14 protein-coding genes are annotated in these 16,179 nt (G+C 72.2%); 5 read left to right on the top strand and 9 right to left on the bottom strand.

Annotation, left to right across the window (positions count from 1 at the left end):
* Window positions 1–135: 135 nt before the first annotated feature.
* Window positions 136–681 (top strand): F0F1 ATP synthase subunit B, encoded by a 546-nt coding sequence (locus ACMATS_RS28725; protein ID WP_414169545.1) that lies wholly within the window; start codon window positions 136–138, stop codon window positions 679–681.
* 205 nt (window positions 682–886) lie between these two features.
* Here the strand turns inward: ACMATS_RS28725 and pepN are convergent, their stop codons facing one another.
* The 7 genes from pepN to ACMATS_RS28690 form a co-directional block, all read right to left on the bottom strand.
* Window positions 887–3,364: an aminopeptidase N gene (pepN, locus tag ACMATS_RS28720; RefSeq protein ID WP_414169544.1), complete on the bottom strand. Its 2,478-nt coding sequence runs from the start codon at window positions 3,362–3,364 to the stop codon at window positions 887–889.
* Between the two features lie 182 nt (window positions 3,365–3,546).
* On the bottom strand, window positions 3,547–3,867 hold the full coding sequence (locus ACMATS_RS28715; RefSeq protein ID WP_336412492.1) for a chorismate mutase: 321 nt from the start codon (window positions 3,865–3,867) through the stop codon (window positions 3,547–3,549).
* An 11-nt stretch (window positions 3,868–3,878) separates the two neighbouring features.
* A complete protein-coding gene (locus ACMATS_RS28710) occupies window positions 3,879–4,715 on the bottom strand; it encodes a helix-turn-helix domain-containing protein (protein WP_414169543.1) in 837 nt (278 codons plus the stop codon).
* Between the two features lie 196 nt (window positions 4,716–4,911).
* Window positions 4,912–5,622 (bottom strand): MBL fold metallo-hydrolase, encoded by a 711-nt coding sequence (locus ACMATS_RS28705; protein ID WP_414169542.1) that lies wholly within the window; start codon window positions 5,620–5,622, stop codon window positions 4,912–4,914.
* Window positions 5,623–5,710: 88 nt separating this feature from the next.
* Entirely contained in the window at window positions 5,711–6,868 is a 1,158-nt protein-coding gene (locus ACMATS_RS28700; protein WP_414169541.1) for a sensor histidine kinase, read from the bottom strand.
* Entirely contained in the window at window positions 6,865–7,542 is a 678-nt protein-coding gene (locus tag ACMATS_RS28695) for a response regulator transcription factor (protein ID WP_336412496.1), read from the bottom strand. The genes ACMATS_RS28700 and ACMATS_RS28695 overlap by 4 nt, the downstream gene beginning before the upstream one ends.
* Before the next feature lie 133 nt (window positions 7,543–7,675).
* Window positions 7,676–8,332, bottom strand: coding sequence for a hypothetical protein (locus ACMATS_RS28690; RefSeq protein ID WP_414169540.1), 657 nt, complete (start codon window positions 8,330–8,332; stop codon window positions 7,676–7,678).
* A 291-nt stretch (window positions 8,333–8,623) separates the two neighbouring features.
* Between ACMATS_RS28690 and ACMATS_RS28685 the strand changes: the two genes are divergently transcribed.
* Window positions 8,624–9,490 (top strand): hypothetical protein, encoded by an 867-nt coding sequence (locus ACMATS_RS28685; protein WP_390777547.1) that lies wholly within the window; start codon window positions 8,624–8,626, stop codon window positions 9,488–9,490.
* Window positions 9,491–9,496: 6 nt separating this feature from the next.
* Here ACMATS_RS28685 and ACMATS_RS28680 read toward each other — a convergent pair whose 3' ends face one another.
* Together ACMATS_RS28680 and ACMATS_RS28675 are read right to left on the bottom strand one after the other, a co-directional pair.
* Window positions 9,497–10,549, bottom strand: a complete 1,053-nt coding sequence (locus tag ACMATS_RS28680; RefSeq protein WP_414170815.1) for a glycoside hydrolase family 113 — start codon at window positions 10,547–10,549, stop codon at window positions 9,497–9,499.
* A 5-nt stretch (window positions 10,550–10,554) separates the two neighbouring features.
* The gene (locus tag ACMATS_RS28675) at window positions 10,555–12,447 is read right to left on the bottom strand and encodes a DUF2334 domain-containing protein (protein ID WP_414169539.1); all 1,893 of its coding nucleotides are present in this window, start codon (window positions 12,445–12,447) and stop codon (window positions 10,555–10,557) included.
* Window positions 12,448–12,989: 542 nt separating this feature from the next.
* On the opposite strand from ACMATS_RS28675, the gene ACMATS_RS28670 reads away from it, so the two are divergent.
* From ACMATS_RS28670 to ACMATS_RS28660, 3 genes are read left to right on the top strand one after another with little or no spacing between them, the layout of a single operon-like run.
* Entirely contained in the window at window positions 12,990–14,243 is a 1,254-nt protein-coding gene (locus ACMATS_RS28670; protein WP_414169538.1) for a glycosyltransferase, read from the top strand.
* A gap of 54 nt (window positions 14,244–14,297) precedes the next feature.
* Complete coding sequence (wecB, locus tag ACMATS_RS28665) at window positions 14,298–15,497, top strand: non-hydrolyzing UDP-N-acetylglucosamine 2-epimerase (RefSeq protein WP_414169537.1); 1,200 nt, start codon at window positions 14,298–14,300, stop codon at window positions 15,495–15,497.
* Window positions 15,494–16,171 carry a calcium-binding protein gene (locus tag ACMATS_RS28660; protein ID WP_390777551.1) on the top strand — a complete coding sequence of 226 codons (678 nt, stop codon included), beginning with the start codon at window positions 15,494–15,496 and terminating at the stop codon, window positions 16,169–16,171. The genes wecB and ACMATS_RS28660 overlap by 4 nt, the downstream gene beginning before the upstream one ends.
* The last annotated feature ends 8 nt before the right edge of the window (window positions 16,172–16,179 follow it).

Genomic DNA, 16,179 nt, shown 5'->3' with positions numbered 1-16,179 from the left:
AGCGCGCACGCCCGGTAACCCCCTGGTGGGAGCTGGTTCGCCCGATGGTGGTAAGGGCGCCCTTTAAGCCCGCGCGGCCGCGGACCGTGGGGTGCGGCTGCGGAGCCGGGCCGCGACTTCGACTAATCTGCTCCCATGGCCATGAACTTTGCTCTCGACGTCGGACCCCTCAAGCCCGAGCCCGCACCGCTCGTCATCGGGCTGGTGTGCTTCTTCCTCGTCTTCGCCCTGATGGCGAAGGTGATCCTGCCCCGGATCAACAAGGTCCTCGCCGAGCGCGAGCAGGCCACCGACGGCCGCTTCGAGGAGGCCGAGGAGACCCGCGCCGAGGCGGCGCGGGTGCACGAGGAGTACCAGGCCCTGCTGGCCGAGGCGCGGCACGAGGCCGCCCGGCTGCGCCAGGAGTCGCTCGAGCAGGGCAACGCGATCGTCGCGGAGCTGCGGGCCGAGGGCCAGCGCCAGCGCGAGGAGATCATCGCCGCGGGCCACGCGGTGATCGACGCGGAGCGTGCGGTCGCGGAGGCGGCGCTGCGCGAGCAGGTCGGCGTGCTGGCGACGGAGCTGGCGGGCAAGATCGTCGGCGAGCCGGTCGAGGACTTCGCGCGCGAGAGCGGGATCGTGGACCGGTTCATGGCGGACCTGCGCACGGCGAAGGCGTCCGACGCGGAGGCGCGCGACTGACGTCGCGCTGGCCAACATCTCGTTTGCGGGAGGCCCCGCACCCCGGGTTCCGGGGTGCGGGGCCTCTCCCGTTGTCTGCGGGCGCATCGTGGCTGGTCGCGCAGTTCCCCGCGCCCCTGACGGGGCGCACCGTGGTTGCGCCCGGTGATCGCACCCCGAAGGGGCGTGGGGAACTGCGCGACCAGCCACGACGAGCCCGGAGTGCTCAGCCGGCCCGGCGGATCCGCAACGCCCGGCCCAGGTCGTCCAGTTGGTCGACCAGCTTGCGGCGCAGCGACGGAACGGGGTCGGCGCTGCGCAGGCATTCCTCGCCCAGACGCAGCGTCTCCGCCTCGACCAGCGTCAGCGGGAACGCACTGCGGCCCGCCGCCTCGGCGATGGCCGGGCCCCGGCGGGCGGCCAGAGCGACCACCGCAGGGTAGTAGCGCTCCCGGAACGGGCGGACGAGGTCGAGCTGTTCGGGCTGCCAGAAGCCCTGCGCAGTGGCCGCGAACAGGTAGTTGGAGAGGTCGTCCGTGCCGAACATGGCCTCCCAGGCCGCCTCCTTGGCGGCCTGGTCCGGCAGGGCCGCCCGGCAGCGCGCAGCGCCCTCGTGGCCGGTGGCGCTGGGGTCGCGGGCGAGTTCGGCGTCGATCCCGGCCGGGGTGAGGGCGCCGAGGACGGCGAGGCGGCTGAGGATGCGCCAGCGCAGTTCGGGGTCGAGGACGGGGCCGCCGGCCACGGTGTCCGCGGCGAGCCACTCGCGCAGGACGTCGGGGCGCAGCGCACTGGCGATCAGCGTGCGGACGGCGGTCAGCCGCACCCCGGGGGCGGGAGCACGCTCCAGCAGGTCGCGGCTGAGGGCCCGCAATCCGGCCAGTGCCTCGGGGCGTTCGTCCGCCGGGAGGTAGAGGTCCGCGATCTGCGTGCGGGCGAAGGCGAGAACGCCCTGGACGATCGCGTTGTCGTGTTCGCGGGGCAAGTGGGCGCGGGCGGCACGGAGATACGCGGCGGGGGCGAGTTCGCCGTCGCGGACCATGTCGCGGGCGGCGTTCCAGACGACGGCGCGGCTGAGGGCGCCGGGCAGTCCGGACAGGGCGTCCAGGGCGGTGTCCCAGGAACCGGGGTCGAGCCGGACCTTGGCGTAGGTGAGGTCGCCGTCGTTGAGCAGGAGCAGGTCGGGACGGCGGCCCGGGAACACGAGGTCGGTGTCACCGGGCAGGTCGGCCTCGACGGGCGTGCGGGGCACGAGCCGCCCGGGCTCGGCGGGGTCGTGGTCGTAGAGGCCGACGGTGATGCGGTGCGGGCGGCTGCCCTCGTGGCGGACGGCGAGGCGCCAGTGACCGTCCTCGTCGGTGACGTCCGGGGTGAGGGTGTCGATGCCGGTGGTGCGCAGCCAGGACCGGGCCCAGCCGTGGACGCCGCGGTCGGTGGCCCGGGCGAGGGAGTCGAGGAAGTCGGCGAGGGTGGCGTTGCCGAACCGGTGCCGGGTGAAGTGGTCGTTGATGCCGGCGAGGAACTCCTTCTCGCCGAGCCAGGCGGCGAGTTGGCGCAGCGCACTGGCGCCCTTGGCGTAGGAGATGCCGTCGAAGTTGGTCAGCGCGGAGGCGGTGTCGGGGACGGCGTCGGGGTCGGGGGCGACGGGGTGGGTGGAGGGGCGCTGGTCGGCGTCGTAACCCCAGCCCTTGCGGGAGATGCCGAAGTCGGTCCAGGTGTCCGGGAAGTCGCCGGTCTCGACGAGGGTCTGGTAGCCCATGTACTCGGCGAAGGACTCGTTGAGCCAGATGTCGTCCCACCACTTCAGCGTGACGAGGTCGCCGAACCACATGTGGGCCATCTCGTGGGCGATGACCACCGCGCGGGTCTGGCGCTCGGTGTCGGTGACGGCGGAGCGGAAGACGAACTCGTCGCGGAAGGTGACCAGTCCGGGGTTCTCCATGGCCCCGGCGTTGAACTCGGGGACGAAGGCCTGGTCGTAGGAGTCGAAGGGATACAGCTCGGTGAACTTCTCGTGGTAACGGTCGTAGCAGCGGCGGGTGATGCCGAGGATTTCCTCGGCGTCGGCGTCCAGGTGGGCGGCGAGGGAGCGGCGGCAGTGGATGCCGAAGGGCAGTCCGGCGTGCTCGGTGCGGACGGAGTGCCAGGGGCCCGCGGCGACGGCGACGAGGTAGGTGCTGACGGGCGGGGTGGGGGCGAGTTCCCAGCGGCCGTCGCCGACGGGGCGGGCGATGCCGTTGCCGAGGACGGTCCAGTGCGGCGGGGCCGTCACGGCGAGGGCGAAGACGGCCTTGAGGTCGGGCTGGTCGAAGGCGGCGAAGACGCGCTGCACGTCCTCCATGAACAGCTGGGTGTAGGCGTAGGTCTCGCCGTCGGCCGGGTCGGTGAAGCGGTGCATGCCCTCGCCGGTGCGGGAGTAGCGCATGTCCGCTTCGACGCGGAGTTCGTGCTCGCCCTCGGTGAGGGTGAGCGGAAGGCGGTTGTCGTCGAGGGCGGCGGGGTCGAGGGCCTGTCCGTCGAGGGCGGCGCGGTGCAGGGTGGCGGGCTTGAGTTCGACGAAGGTGGTGCCGGCGGAGCGGGCGGTGAAGCGGATGACGGTGGTGGAGCCGAGGGTCTCACCGGGGGTGAGGTCCAGTTCGATGCGGTAGTGGTGGACGTCGAGGAGGGCGGCTCGGTCCTGCGCTTCAGCGCGCGTCAATACGGGCATGTGCCTCAGCTTGCCGCACGGTTGGGGTACCGCGCCCCGCCAGGGGCGCGGGGAACTGCGCGATCGGCCACGATGCGCCCGCAGATGACGTGCCGTGCCAGGGTGGTGCGTCGGCTGCGGGCCGGTGGGGGGTGCTCGCGCAGTTCCCCGCGCCCCTGACGGGGCGCAGGCACCTGCAAGGCCTACGCCCGCGCGATGGTCTCGTGGTGCCGGATCACCTCGGCAATGATGAAGTTGAGAAACTTCTCCGCGAAAGCGGGATCCAGCTTGGCGTTCTCGGCGAGCTCGCGCAGCCGCGCGATCTGACGGGCCTCGCGGCCGGGGTCGGCGGGCGGCATCTTGTGGGCGGCCTTGAGGTGGCCGACCTGCTGGGTGCATTTGAAGCGCTCGGCGAGCATGTGGATCACTGCTGCGTCGATGTTGTCGATGCTGTCGCGCAGACGGTTCAGCTCGGCGCGGACGGACGCGTCCAGGGCGGGGGCGTTGGCGGCACTGTCGTTCATACGACCCCAGCCTAGGCGGAACGCGGTGGTCCGGCCGCACTCTGCCGGGCGCGGAAGCGGACGGGAGCGGTGCCGACACGGCGGGTGAAGAGACGGCTGAAGTAGGCGGGGTCGTCGTAGCCGACGCGCCGGGCGACGGCGGCGACGGACAGTTCGGTGGCGGCCAGCAGTTCCTTGGCCCGGCCCAGGCGGATGCCCAGGAGGTAGTCCTTGGGTCCGCACCCGGCGCCGCGGCGGACGGCGGAGCGCAGTTCGGCGGGGGTCATGCCGTGCCGGGCGGCGTGCTGGGTGACGGACAGCGGCAGGAACGCGTCACGGGCCAGGGCCTGCAGCACGGGGTCCCCCTCGCCGTCCAGGTCGGCACGGGCGCGGCGCAGGGCCACCAGGAGCTCGTGGACGCCCGCGGCGGTCTCGATCTCCAGCAGGGGGTTGCCTCGGCGGGCGGCGCGGGCGATGCGGGCGACGGCGACGCGCGGGCCGGCGGCGTCGGTGAGGGGCACGACGGGGCGGTCGGGCTCGATGCAGCCGAGTTCGGTGTAGGCGGCGACGGCGGGGCCGGTGAAGCCGACGAAGGCCTCGTCCCATCCGCTGCCGGGCGCGGCGCCGTAGTGGTGCGGCACGCCGGGGACGAGCCAGAGGAGGGCGGGGGCGGTGACGGGGTGGGTGCGGCCGTCGGGCGTGCGGCACCAGCCGGTCCCGGCGCCGATGACGACGGCCACGTGGTGGCCGAGGGTGCGGGGGCCGACGGCGGGCAGGGCACCGTGCTGCAGGCCGACGCCGAGGCAGACCAGGCCGAGCCGGTGATGGACCGGTCCGGGGGTGAAGTACCGCATCCATGTGTGAGACACGCGCAGATCTTCGTACACGAGTTCCCTCCCCCGCCAGAGGGCGGCGGAGCGGGGGAGGCGGAGGGGGCGCGGCGGGACGCGTCCCCCTGGTCACCGGCCGATGACGGTGGCCAACGGGACGGGCTCCTGGACGGATCCCTGTGCAGACTTCTTGCCCGGATCGGTGCACGGTGAAGCCATCAGGGCCGAACTCGGGTCAGGCGGGCTCCAGGACGACCGCCCGCAGCGCCGCCCCCGCTCCTCCGACGATCGGGTCCCCGTGCCCGAAGCAGGCCGTCTCCACGTCGAGTTCGGCCTGCCGCCGGAAGGAGGCGAGCGTCTTCTCCTGGTCGAGGTTGAAGACGCCGGGCATCAGCTGCTGGACGTTGGCGATGGTGTCGCCGGTGAACAGCACGCCGGAGGACGGCAGATGCAGGGCGATGCTGCCCGGCGTGTGGCCCGGGACGTGGACGACGCGGGCCTCCTCGCCCCAGTCGAGGGTGTCGCCGTCGGCGAGTTCCACGTCGACGGGGCAGGGCGGGGCCGCATGCGGCAGCGGCAGGTTCGCGTGCGCGTGCACGGCCTCGAACACCGGTATCTCCCAGTCCCGCAGGACGGGCTCGGGCCCGGGCGCGTCGCCGCGGACGACGGGCGCGTCCGCGGCACCGGCCAGGACGCGGGCGCCGGTGGCGGCGGCGAGCCCGGCGGCGGAGCCGGTGTGGTCGAAGTGGGCGTGGGTCAGCACGATGTCGCGCAGGTCCTCGGGGGCCGCTCCCAGACTGCCGAGGGCGTCGAGGATCTCGTCGGCGTACCCGGGCAGCCCGGTGTCGACCAGGGCCCAGCCGGCGTCGGCCAGGCGCAGGGCGTAGGCCTGGCCGACGGGGAATCGGAGCATCCAGATGCGGTCGATGACGGGGGTGATGTCCATGGGGGTGACGCTAGATCCAAGTCGGCTTGTGCAACTGCGGATTGAGCCAGAGGTGAACGCGCTCCGCCAGGAGCGCAAACCGTCCCCCTCACCCCCGCTCCCCGTGGTCGACGGGAAAAACGGCCGTCACCTGCCAGCCCCCCTCCGGCGCCGGCCCCGCGGCCAGCCGGCCGCCCATCGCCTTGGCCCGCTCGGCCAGCCCGATCAGCCCGAACCCCCCGCCCAGCGCCTGCTCGGAGAGCGGCGCCGCGTGCTTGCCGTCGTCGGCGATGCGCAGCTCCACGCCTTCGGCGACCCCCCGCACCCCGATGCGCACGGCAGTGGCGTCGGCGGCGTGCTTGCGGATGTTGGTCAGGGCCTCGCGGACGATGCGGTGCACGCCCGCCGCGACCTCCCCGGGGAGCCAGGTCTCCATGCCCTGCTCGATGTAGAGGGCGACGGGCGGGCCGGTACGGGCGAACGCATCGGCCAGTTCGCGGACCTCGGGCAGGCCCGCGACGGGCTCGGTCTCGGCCTCGCCCTCGCGCAGCACGCCCACCAGGCGGCGCATCGCGCTGAGCGCCTCGCTCGCGGAGGTCTCGATGCGCTCGAACGCCCGGGCGGCGGCGGCACCGTCGAGGGAGGTGAAGCGGGCGGCCTGGGCCTGCACGGCGATGCCGGTGACGTGGTGCGCGACGAGGTCGTGCAGCTCCCGCGCGAGCTCCAGGCGCTCGGCGGTCCGCACGGCCGCCATGTCGCGCAGCCGCTGCGCGGTCTGGCCGCGCAGCAGCAGCGAGTAGGCGCCGACGACCGCGGCCAGGGTGCCGAACACCACCGTGAACCGGGCGGGATGGAGGTCGCGCATGGGCGCGGCGACGGCCGCGAGGGCGAGCAGCGGCCCGAGGACCGCGGCGACGCGCGTGGCGCAGCGCTGGACGACGCCGGTCAGCAGGACGAGCAGGGCGATGTCCTCCCCCGCTCCCCAGACGACGCCCGGATGGGTGCCGATCATGAGGACCGCGGAGGTGGTGAGCGAGACGGCGACGGCGACGGAGGCCCGCACCTCCAGCGGGATCCAGCCGTACGGCACGGCGCACAGGCAGACGGCCACGCCCGCGGCGAGCACCATGGCGTGCGGCGGGCTGGGCCGCTGGGCCAGGACGGCGCCCTCGAAGGCGACGATGCCGAGCAGGAAGAGGCCGAAGGCGGCCTTGGCCAGGGCGGCCCGCCGGGGGTGCCGGGCCGCCCACCCGGCCCATCTGGTCACGTTCCGCCCGGGGCCAGTCCGCTCTCCCAGGCCCAGGCGGCGATCTCCACCCGGTTCCGGGCGTCGAGCTTCAGCTGCACGTTGGCCAGGTGGGTCTTGACCGTGGACAGGGAGACGAACAGTTCGGCCGCGATCTCCGCGTTCGTCGCCCCGCGCGCCAGGCAGCGCACGACGTCGGCCTCGCGGTCGGTGAGCGGCTCGGAGGGCTGCCGGGCGGTGCTCGGCGAGCCGGCGGGGGCCATGTCGCGCAGCAGCCGGACCGTGATCGCGGGCGAGATGAGGGAGTCGCCGACGGCGGCGGCGTGGACGGCCTCGACGAGCATCGCGGGGCTGGCGTCCTTGAGCAGGAAGCCGGAGGCGCCGTTGCGCAGTGCGGTGTGCACGTACTCGTCCAGGTCGAAGGTGGTGACGATGACGATCCGGGGGCGCTGGGCGCGGTCGGGGTCGGCGGCGGAGAGGGCGGAGAGCCGGCGGGTGACCTCCAGGCCGTCGAGCTTGGGCATCCGGATGTCGAGGAGCAGCACGTCGGGCCGGTGCCGTTCGACGGCCTCCAGGGCCGCCTCACCGTCCACGACGTCGGCCACGACCTCGATGTCGGGCTGGCTCTCCAGGATCATCCGGAAGCCGGTGCGGACCATCTCCTGGTCGTCCGCGATGACCACCGTGATCGCCATGCTGTCCTCGTCCCTGCGTCCTGGGTCGGCGACGGCCCTCGCCGTGCCGGACCGTGTCCTGTCATGTCACCGGGGGTGTCCCCGGGCCGCAACCGCAGCGCGCTGCGGCCGGGCGGCGGGGGTCAGGGGGCCGTCATGCCCCCTGCCGCCCGCCGTCGGCCTGCGCCTGCCGGGCCCGGGCGGCGTTGCGGCGCACCACGAGGCGCCGGACGCCGTAGGCCCCGCCGCCGAGGGTCAGGAGCGCGGCGCCGCCCGCGAGGGCGGGCCTGCCGAGGTCGTGCTTCCGGCCCTTGATGACCTCGCCCGCGTCGACGACGCGCTTGACGGGGTTGGCCGACAGCTCGTGGTGGCGGCTGTGGCGGTGCGCGGCGGGCGCCTGGTGCACGTGGTGTCCGGTGCCGGCCGGGCGCTCCGGGGTGTGGCGCAGGGAGCCGGAGGCGAAGTCGTAGTAGTTCGTCTCGCGGGCGCCGTCGAGCTGGGCGCGCAGCGTGGGGCGCGCGGTGTCGCCGCCGAGGATCCGCAGGTGGAGCCGCTCGAGGTCGGCCGAGGGCCGGGTGGTGTCGAGGGTGCGGGCCGGGCGGCCGTCGGAGGTGACGGTCACGCTCGTGCCGTCGCCGCCGGTGCGCAGCCGGGCCCGGCTGCCGTCGGGGAGCTGCACCTGGTGGACGGTGGCCGGGTGTCCGTGGCGGGTGTCCTTGTCCGCTGCGGAGGCCGTGGCCGCCGGCCCGGCGAGGGCGGCGGCGGCCGCGCCGAGAACCACGGCGGCGGCGATGCGGGACTTCACGGACACGGGGGTGCCTTTCCTTGCAGGTGCGTCAGGGACGGCTCGTACCCCCCTACGTTACGGACCTCCGCCCTCCGCACACCTCGACTGTCCGACCATTCCCGGCTCGGCCGAAAGGATGATCCGTGCTCGTCCGGGTCATCCCGAGGTCGCGCGGACGGGTTACCCGGGCGGGGGTGCGGCGACTGGGCCGTCCGGGTCGCACGGGCCGCGCCCGGAAGCACGGTTGGCGGGCACCCGGACCCGTAAAGTGGAGGGCAGCAGTGGGGGCGCCGCGATGCACGGGGGTGGTCACGCGTGGGCACGGACATCGAGATCCAGCACGGGTTCCCGCATCTGGAGACCGTGCGGTCCGCCATCACCGCGCTGTACAGACGGCTCTCCCCCGACACCGTGCGCACCTTCGACGCGAGCGTGCTGCCCTTCGAGGTGGCCTTCTCCGACGACGAGGACCCCTATCTGGGCGTCCAGCGCGTCGCGGGCGTGATGGTGCGGCACCTGCGGCTGCCCGATGCGCGGATGATCGTCAGCTTCAAGGAGATGCGGCACGCGGGCAGCATCGAACTCGCCGCCGGGCCCGAGTACTTCATCGAGCTCAACCCCCGCTTCAAGACCCACCGCCGGGACATCGGCGCGGCGCTCGCGCACGAGGTGATGCACGTCTATCTGCACCGGCTCGGCCTGGAGTTCGCGGGCACCCGCGACAACGAGATCCTCACGGACACGGCGTCCGCCTACCTCGGGGCCGGGTGGCTGCTGCTGGACGCGTACCGCGAGTCGTCGGTCTCGACGCAGAAGCTGGGCTACCTCACGCCGGAGGAGTTCGGCTACGTGCTCGCCAAGCGGGCGCTGGCGTTCGGGGAGGACCCGGCGCCGTGGTTCACCAGCCCGCAGGCGTACGAGGCGTACACCGCCGGGGCCGCGCGGGCCCGGGAGGACGCGCGGCAGCCGCCGCTGGCGGCCGCCGGGCGGTGGGGGCGGCACCGGTACGCGCGCGACCGGCGCGCGGGGGCGGCGCATGCGGGGTACGCCTTCGAGGGCCGTGACCCGGTGCGGGTCACGTTCCCGTGCCCGACGTGCCATCAGCGGATACGGGTACCGGTTGCGGGGCATCTACGGGCACGGTGCGGGCTGTGCGGGTCGGTGCTGGAGTGCGAGACGTAGGAGCGCTCAGCCCCTCCCCCACCACTTCCGCAGCACCTTCTCCGCCGGCTTCCCGTGCGGCGTGTAGGCGAGCCGCTTGGCGGTCTCCCCCGTGTCCGGCCAGTCGTCCCACATCCACCAGCACACCCCGGCCCACCACGGCTTGCCGTGGAACGTCGCCAGCAACGCCTCGTACGCGGCGGCCTGTTCCGCGTCGCCGTCCCGTTTGCTGACGGTCCACGAGTACGGCGCCGTGGTCGAGCCCTTCTGGCTGACGTAACCCGCCTCCGTGAAGAGGATCCTGCGGCCCTGCTTCTTCGAGAACGCCTCGAGGTCCTCGGCGATCGGCTGCCACGCCTGGCGCAGCCGCGCCGTGTCCGTGGTGGCCTTGTCGCCCAGGGGCCAGTACGCGTCGATGCCGATGACGTCGAGGTCCCTCCAGAAGGGGATCTTCTTGTACTCGTCGTAGTTGGCCGCATAAGTGAGCGGGCCCTTGTAGTGCTTGCGGACGTCCGCGATGACCTCGCCCCAGTGGTCGCCGTCCTGCGAGGTGCCCGCCAACTCGGTGCCGACCGAGAACTGTTCGGCGCCGGTGGCGGTGGCGAGGTCGGCGTAGTGGGTGATGCAGCGCTGGTACGCGCCGAACCACGCGTCCGGGTCGCGCGGTCTGATCTCGGCGCGGTCGCCGCCCTTCACCAGGTCGATGTGCGGCTTGATCATGGTCTTGAGGCCGGCGGCGTGGGCGAGGCCGATGATGTGCCGCAGGCTCTTGTCGTCGGCGGTCTCCTCGGTGGTGCGGATCTCCGAGTCGGTGACCTTGTCCTGGTACCAGGTGGGGGTGAAGACCACCCAGCGGGCACCGGTGGAGGCGATCTGCTTGAGGTACGGGCCGGCCTGCGGACTGCTGTAGTCGTCGGTGTTCCACGCAGGGAGCGTCATGCCGCGCATCCCGTTCCCCTTCCTGTCGTCGGGGCGGCTGCTGCTGCCGTGGCCGGACGGCGATCCGCCGCCGCCGTCGGACGAGCAGCCCGCGACGAAGAGGGCGGCCAGGGCCGACAGCACCGCGGCCGCCCTCTTCATCGCGTTCACTGGGCCAGGTCCATGGGGCCGACGAAGGTGTAACCGAGGGCCCTGATGCCGTCGATCGTCTGCTGCAGCGGCGCCACGTCGTAGTACGGGTGGTAGAAGAAGCTGGCCACGCCGTCACGCACCGCCAGGTTGGCCTTGGCCGACGCGATCAGGTCGGCGGGCAGCCGGGCCGGGTGGTTGTTGTAGGGCAGCGGCTCGTAGTTGCCGATGTTCTCGGGGAGCACGGTCGTACCGTAGACGTCCTTCACCGCGTACGGGAAGAACTGGCCGATGTACTGGGAGGCGTTCACCTGGCCGCCGCTCAGCGTCCCCGCGAAGTACAGCGAACGCTCCAGCCGCGCCGTGTAGTTCTGGCCGAAGACCCGGTAGTCGGCGGCCGAGGCGGCGTAGTGCGGAGTGGTCCACAGCGCCGGCTTGGGCAGCCCGGCCGCGGCGAACAGCCCCAGCGCGGAGGTGACCCGGGTCTGCGCCCAGACCGTGGAGTCCTCGGCCGGCGGGCCGTCGTAGACGACGTTGTTGTTCGCGTCGATGTGGGCGCGGAAGAACTCGAAGTCGTCGCCCGTGACGCCGGTGTAGGGGTTGTTGACGTTGCTGTACTGGTGGGTGAAGCCGTGGTTCATCAGGACCGCGCCGTGCGCGAGCATGTACTTCAGCGCGGCGACCACCGGCTGGGCCTGGGCCAGGGTGATCGTCTGCGGAACCCCGTTGTTGTAGACGCCCTTGGGGTCGGTGTACTCGGGGATGACGTTGATCCCGTAGGTGATCTTCTGCGAGTACAGGTAGTCGGCCATGGTGCGCAGCTGCGTCGGGTCCGAGGCGGGGCTGATGTCCTCCAGCCGGACGAAGGCCCGGTGCCGCTCGGTGGTGGCCGGGGCGAGCGCGTCGAAGAGGAGGTCCTCCATGACGATGACGCGGTCGGACTCGGAGACGTAGGCGAAGGGGATCTCCGTCACGTAGGTGAGGTTCCCCGACCGGATCGCCCAGGGGCTGGTGGCACCGGAGTTGGCGTCGGTGGCCTGTGCGAGCTGGGTGACCTGCGGGTAGTTCGCACCGCTGAGGATCGCGGGGTGCAGGATGCCGCCGTCGAAGCCGGCCGGGATGGTGCGGGTGAGCGTCTGGCCCTTGTACGAGACCTGGTTGACGTTGCCGACGGACCCGTTGACCCCGAAGTACGAGTTGGTGGGGTCCCAGCCGTACTTCTGCTCGAAGGCCGGAATCCCGTTGGTGTTCGCCATGTTCCAGATGTTGTCGCCGATCCAGGTCACCGGCTTGGAGGTCGCCATGGCGTCCTGGTAGAAGGCCGCGGGAATCGCGTCCGGGACGGAACCGCCGTAGTACGTCGAGCCGACATAGACGGTGGCGGTGTACTGCTCGACCATCCCCGCCGTGTAGGCGGAGACGGGCTTGGAGGTCACGGTGCCGAAGTGGCCGGAGAGGTTGGCGAGAGCCATGGCGTAGAGCTCACCGAGGGAGCCGTACGGGCCCGTGGTGTCGTAGAGGACGAGCGCCGAGGTGCCGGAGGCGGCGGTCGCCGCCAGCGGCCTGACGGTCGCGGTCTTCACTGTTGCCGGCTTGGCCGTGGCCGCCTTCTTCGCGGCGGCCGTCTTCGCCGGGGCGGCGGCCCGGACGACGAGAGCGTGGTTGCGCCGGATCCCGTCGGTCTTCAGCTGGTCGGCGGCCCAGGCCTTGAGGTCCTTGGTGCCGGCGGCGGAAAGGGCGGCGGGGCCGACGCCCTTGAGCGCGTGCGGGACTCCGGGATTCCTCCCGCCCGGCCGGGCTATCGACGCCTGGGCACCTCCGGTGAGCACGAAGCCGCCGAAGAGTGCGGCGGCCACCAGGGCGACGAGCGAGACCAGGAATACCCGTGGTCTCCGCCTCAGGTTTTTCATTTTTCGTTCCCCCCTGATTGAACAGGCTTTACCCGGAACGGATCCGCCCCCCGACGGCCGATCGCCGAGGGCACAGCGGTCCCGGCAGGTGGCTGATTGTTGTGGCGGCCGGGGCCGGTGTCAACGGGCACGTACGGTCCGGAATAGGCAATTGCCGTCGCGGAATTGGTGCAGACCATGGATCCCACTCGTCACAGCGCCGCCCTCGCCTGCCATAACAACCGGTTGGTAGCCAGAACTTGATGTTCCGATCCAACAACTCCCATCATTCACATCGAAACTTCAGTTCTGTCTGATACCTTCCGAGCCATCGCCCCACTCGGGGCGGAAAATGGGGGGGAACCCATGTACGGAAAACCAGCTCTGGGGTCGGTCCTGCCTTTGGCGGGACTGACGGCGGCCCCGGAGGTGCTCCCGGGCATACCCTTTGCCCGGGCCCTGCAGGAGGCCGCCGGGGTAGGGTTTCTGCTCTACTGCACCACTGCAATCGTCATTCTTTCGGCAAAGATATGGTTTCTGGCTCGGAATGCCGGTGACCATTGATGATCACTGAACTCATGCTCTGGGCGAGCATCGGCCTCATCGTGATGGCCGGCACGTACAACACCGGTATGTTCGTGCTCTCCAGGCGCCGGATCCGGCACGCGCGGTCCCCGCGCACCCAGCGGATCTACGTCTTCCTCCTCGCCTGTCTGAACGAGGAGAAGGTCCTCGCGGAGAGCCTGGCCCGCATCACCGCCCTGCCCGCCGGAAACTTCCTGGCCCTCGTCATCGACGACGCCTCCGACGACCGCACGGCCGACATAGCCCGCGCCGCCGACCCCCAGCGGGTCCACCTGTTGCAACGGCAACTGCCCAACGCCCGCAAGGGCAAGGGCGCTGCCCTCAACAACGGCATCCATCACCTCCGCAGCTCCGGCATCCTCGACGGCTACGACCCGCGTGACGTCATCGTCTGCGTCGTGGACGCCGACGGGCGGCTGGACCAGCACGTCATCCAGGCCGTCGACCCCTACTTCGACGACCCGCGCACCGGCGCCACCCAGGTCGGCGTGCGGATGTACAACCGCCACAAGGGACTGCTCGCCCGGCTCCAGGACATGGAGTTCGTCATCTACGGCGACATCTTCCAGAGCGCCCGGCGCTACATCGGCAGCGTCGGGATGGGCGGCAACGGCCAGTTCATGCGGCTGGCCGCGCTCGACACCCTCTCCTCGGACCCCGGCCGGGGCCCCTGGAGCGACTCCCTCACCGAGGACCTCGACCTCGGGGTGCGGCTCATCGCCCGCGGCTGGACCAACCAGCACTGCACCACCGCCGCGGTCTCCCAGCAGGCCGTGCTCGACGTCAAGCGCCTGGTGCGGCAGCGCTCCCGCTGGTTCCAGGGCCATCTGCAGTCGGCGAACCTGGTGCCGATGATCCTGCGCGAGATCCCCGGCCGGGCCGCGGTGGACCTGCTCTACCACCTCTCCAGCCCGGTGCTGATCCTGCTCACCTCCCTGCTGCCGCTGTCCTTCGTCGTCGCCACCGCCGGCGCCGTCGTCGGCTCCGTCGAGGCCGGGCACCCGCTGGTGTCACCGATGTGGATCATCGGCCCCTATCTGCTCTCCTTCACCGCCGCGTACGCCTACGGCTGGGTGTACTCCCGCCGCGAACGCGAAGTCGGGCTGGGCCGCGCCGTCCTGCTCTCGCACGCCTTCGTCCTCTACGGCTACATCTGGTTCGCCGCAGGATGGTGGGGCCTGTGGCGGATGCTGACGGGCAAGCAGACCTGGCTCAAGACCGCGCGCACCTGACCGGCGGCCCCGTCCACTCCCTCCACCCGCAGCAACTCCTTTCCAGGGAGCATCATGTCCACGGACATCGTCACCGCGCCCGTACGCGCCATGCTCGTGCTGGGCACCCGCCCCGAGGCCATCAAGCTCGCGCCCGTCGCCCGCGCGATGGCCGCGTCACCCCTGTTCGAACCCCTCGTCGTCACCACCGGCCAGCACCGCGAGATGCTGCACCAGATGCTCGAACTCCTGCAGGTGAAGGCCTGCGTGGAGCTCGACGTCATGCGCGAGCGGCAGGAGCTCTCCCAGCTGACCGCCCGCCTGGTGGAGGGGCTCGGCGAGGTCGTCCGCGCCGAACGCCCCGACGTGGTCGTCGTCCAGGGCGACACCACCAGCGCCCTCACCGGTGCCCTCGCCGCCTTCTACGAGCACATCCCCGTCGCCCACGTCGAGGCCGGGCTGCGCACCGGGGTGCCCGACAACCCGTTCCCCGAGGAGCTCAACCGCCGCCTCATAGGCCGCATCGCCCGCTGGCACTTCGCCCCCACCCCGCGCGCCGCACGGAACCTGAGGAAGGAGGGCGTGCCGGCCAGCGAGGTGTTCACCACCGGCAACACCGTCATCGACAACCTGCTGTGGGTGCTGGAAGAGGGCGTCGGCCGCAGCGTCTTCCGCAGCGGGAGCGGCCTGCGGCGCGTGCTGCTCACCCTGCACCGCCGCGAGAACCAGGGCCACAGGATGCGGGAGATGGGCAAGGCGCTGCGGCGCCTCGCCGACCGGGGCGACGTGGAGATCGTGCTGCCGCTCCACAAGAGCCCGGCCGTGCGGGACGCCCTGCTGCCCGAGCTGAGCGGGCACCCGGACATCCACGTCGTGGAGCCGCTGGGCTACCTCGACTTCTCCGCGACCCTGGCCGCCTGCGACCTGGTGCTCACCGATTCGGGCGGGATCCAGGAGGAGGCGCCCAGCCTGGGCAAGCCCGCGCTGGTGCTGCGCACGACCACCGAGCGCCCCGAAGCGGTCGAGGCGGGCGCCGCACAGCTGGTGGGCACCGAGCCGGAGGCCATCCTGACCGCGGCCGTACACCTGCTGGACGACGCGGCGGCCTACGAGCGGATGGCGACGGCCGGCAACCCCTTCGGCGACGGGCACGCCACCGAACGCATCATCGCCCAGCTGGCCGAGGACTTCGGCGCGGACGCCGGCGCGGCCCCCGCGCCGGACGCACTGGTCGCCCCGCACGCGGACGGAACGGGGCCATACTCGACCGCATGACGAGAGTTCCCCGGCGGTACGCCCGTGCTCTGCTCGCCGTCATCGCCGCCGCAGCCCTGGCCCTCGTGGGGTACGCGCTGTGGGGCGGTGGCGGCGGCACGCCGGAGCTGCCGTGGGCCGAGGGCTCGGTCCACGGCCCGTGGCGGTCGGTCTTCGACGGTCACGGCGAGAACATCGGACGGCACGACGGGCTGGTCCTCTCCCCCGAGCCGGCCAAGGAGCCCGGGGAGACCCACGCGGGCCTGATCGTCTCGACGCAGCAGTACGGCGACGTGGACTACGAGGCCACGATGCGCACGATCGCCCAGCTGCGCACGCCCAGGCCCAATCCGTGGGAAGTGCCGTGGCTGCTCTGGGCGTACACCGACCCGGAGCACTTCTACTACATCACCCTCAAGCCCAACGGCTGGGAACTCGGCAAGCGCGACCCCGCCTATCCGGGCGGGCAGCGCTTCCTGGCGACGGGCCCCGGGAGCTTCCCCGTGGGCCGCACCTCGGACGTGCGGATCGCGCAGCGCGGGCCGTTGGTGGAGGTCAGCGTGGACAAGAAGGGCCTGGTCGCCTACCGGGACCAGGAGCGCCCGTATCTCCACGGCAGCGTCGGGGTCTACACCGAGGACGCCCGGGTGGTGTTCGGCTCGCTGTCGGCGCACGTGCCGGGCGAGGAGGAGTGAACGCGGCG

Origin of the sequence: Streptoverticillium reticulum, from assembly GCF_047456005.1 — a bacterium.
Taxonomy (GTDB): domain Bacteria; phylum Actinomycetota; class Actinomycetes; order Streptomycetales; family Streptomycetaceae; genus Streptomyces; species Streptomyces reticulum.
Note: the sequence above shows the minus strand (reverse complement) of the source record. Positions and strands in the feature narration are given on the sequence as shown.

Coding starts and splice junctions, on each gene's coding strand:
- ACMATS_RS28725 (WP_414169545.1), top strand. CDS start 136: ATGGCCATGAACTTTGCTCTCGACGTCGGACCCCTCAAGCCCGAGCCC.
- pepN (WP_414169544.1), bottom strand. CDS start 3,364: ATGCCCGTATTGACGCGCGCTGAAGCGCAGGACCGAGCCGCCCTCCTC.
- ACMATS_RS28715 (WP_336412492.1), bottom strand. CDS start 3,867: ATGAACGACAGTGCCGCCAACGCCCCCGCCCTGGACGCGTCCGTCCGC.
- ACMATS_RS28705 (WP_414169542.1), bottom strand. CDS start 5,622: ATGGACATCACCCCCGTCATCGACCGCATCTGGATGCTCCGATTCCCC.
- ACMATS_RS28695 (WP_336412496.1), bottom strand. CDS start 7,542: ATGGCGATCACGGTGGTCATCGCGGACGACCAGGAGATGGTCCGCACC.
- ACMATS_RS28680 (WP_414170815.1), bottom strand. CDS start 10,549: ATGAAGAGGGCGGCCGCGGTGCTGTCGGCCCTGGCCGCCCTCTTCGTC.
- ACMATS_RS28675 (WP_414169539.1), bottom strand. CDS start 12,447: ATGAAAAACCTGAGGCGGAGACCACGGGTATTCCTGGTCTCGCTCGTC.
- ACMATS_RS28670 (WP_414169538.1), top strand. CDS start 12,990: ATGATCACTGAACTCATGCTCTGGGCGAGCATCGGCCTCATCGTGATG.
- wecB (WP_414169537.1), top strand. CDS start 14,298: ATGTCCACGGACATCGTCACCGCGCCCGTACGCGCCATGCTCGTGCTG.
- ACMATS_RS28660 (WP_390777551.1), top strand. CDS start 15,494: ATGACGAGAGTTCCCCGGCGGTACGCCCGTGCTCTGCTCGCCGTCATC.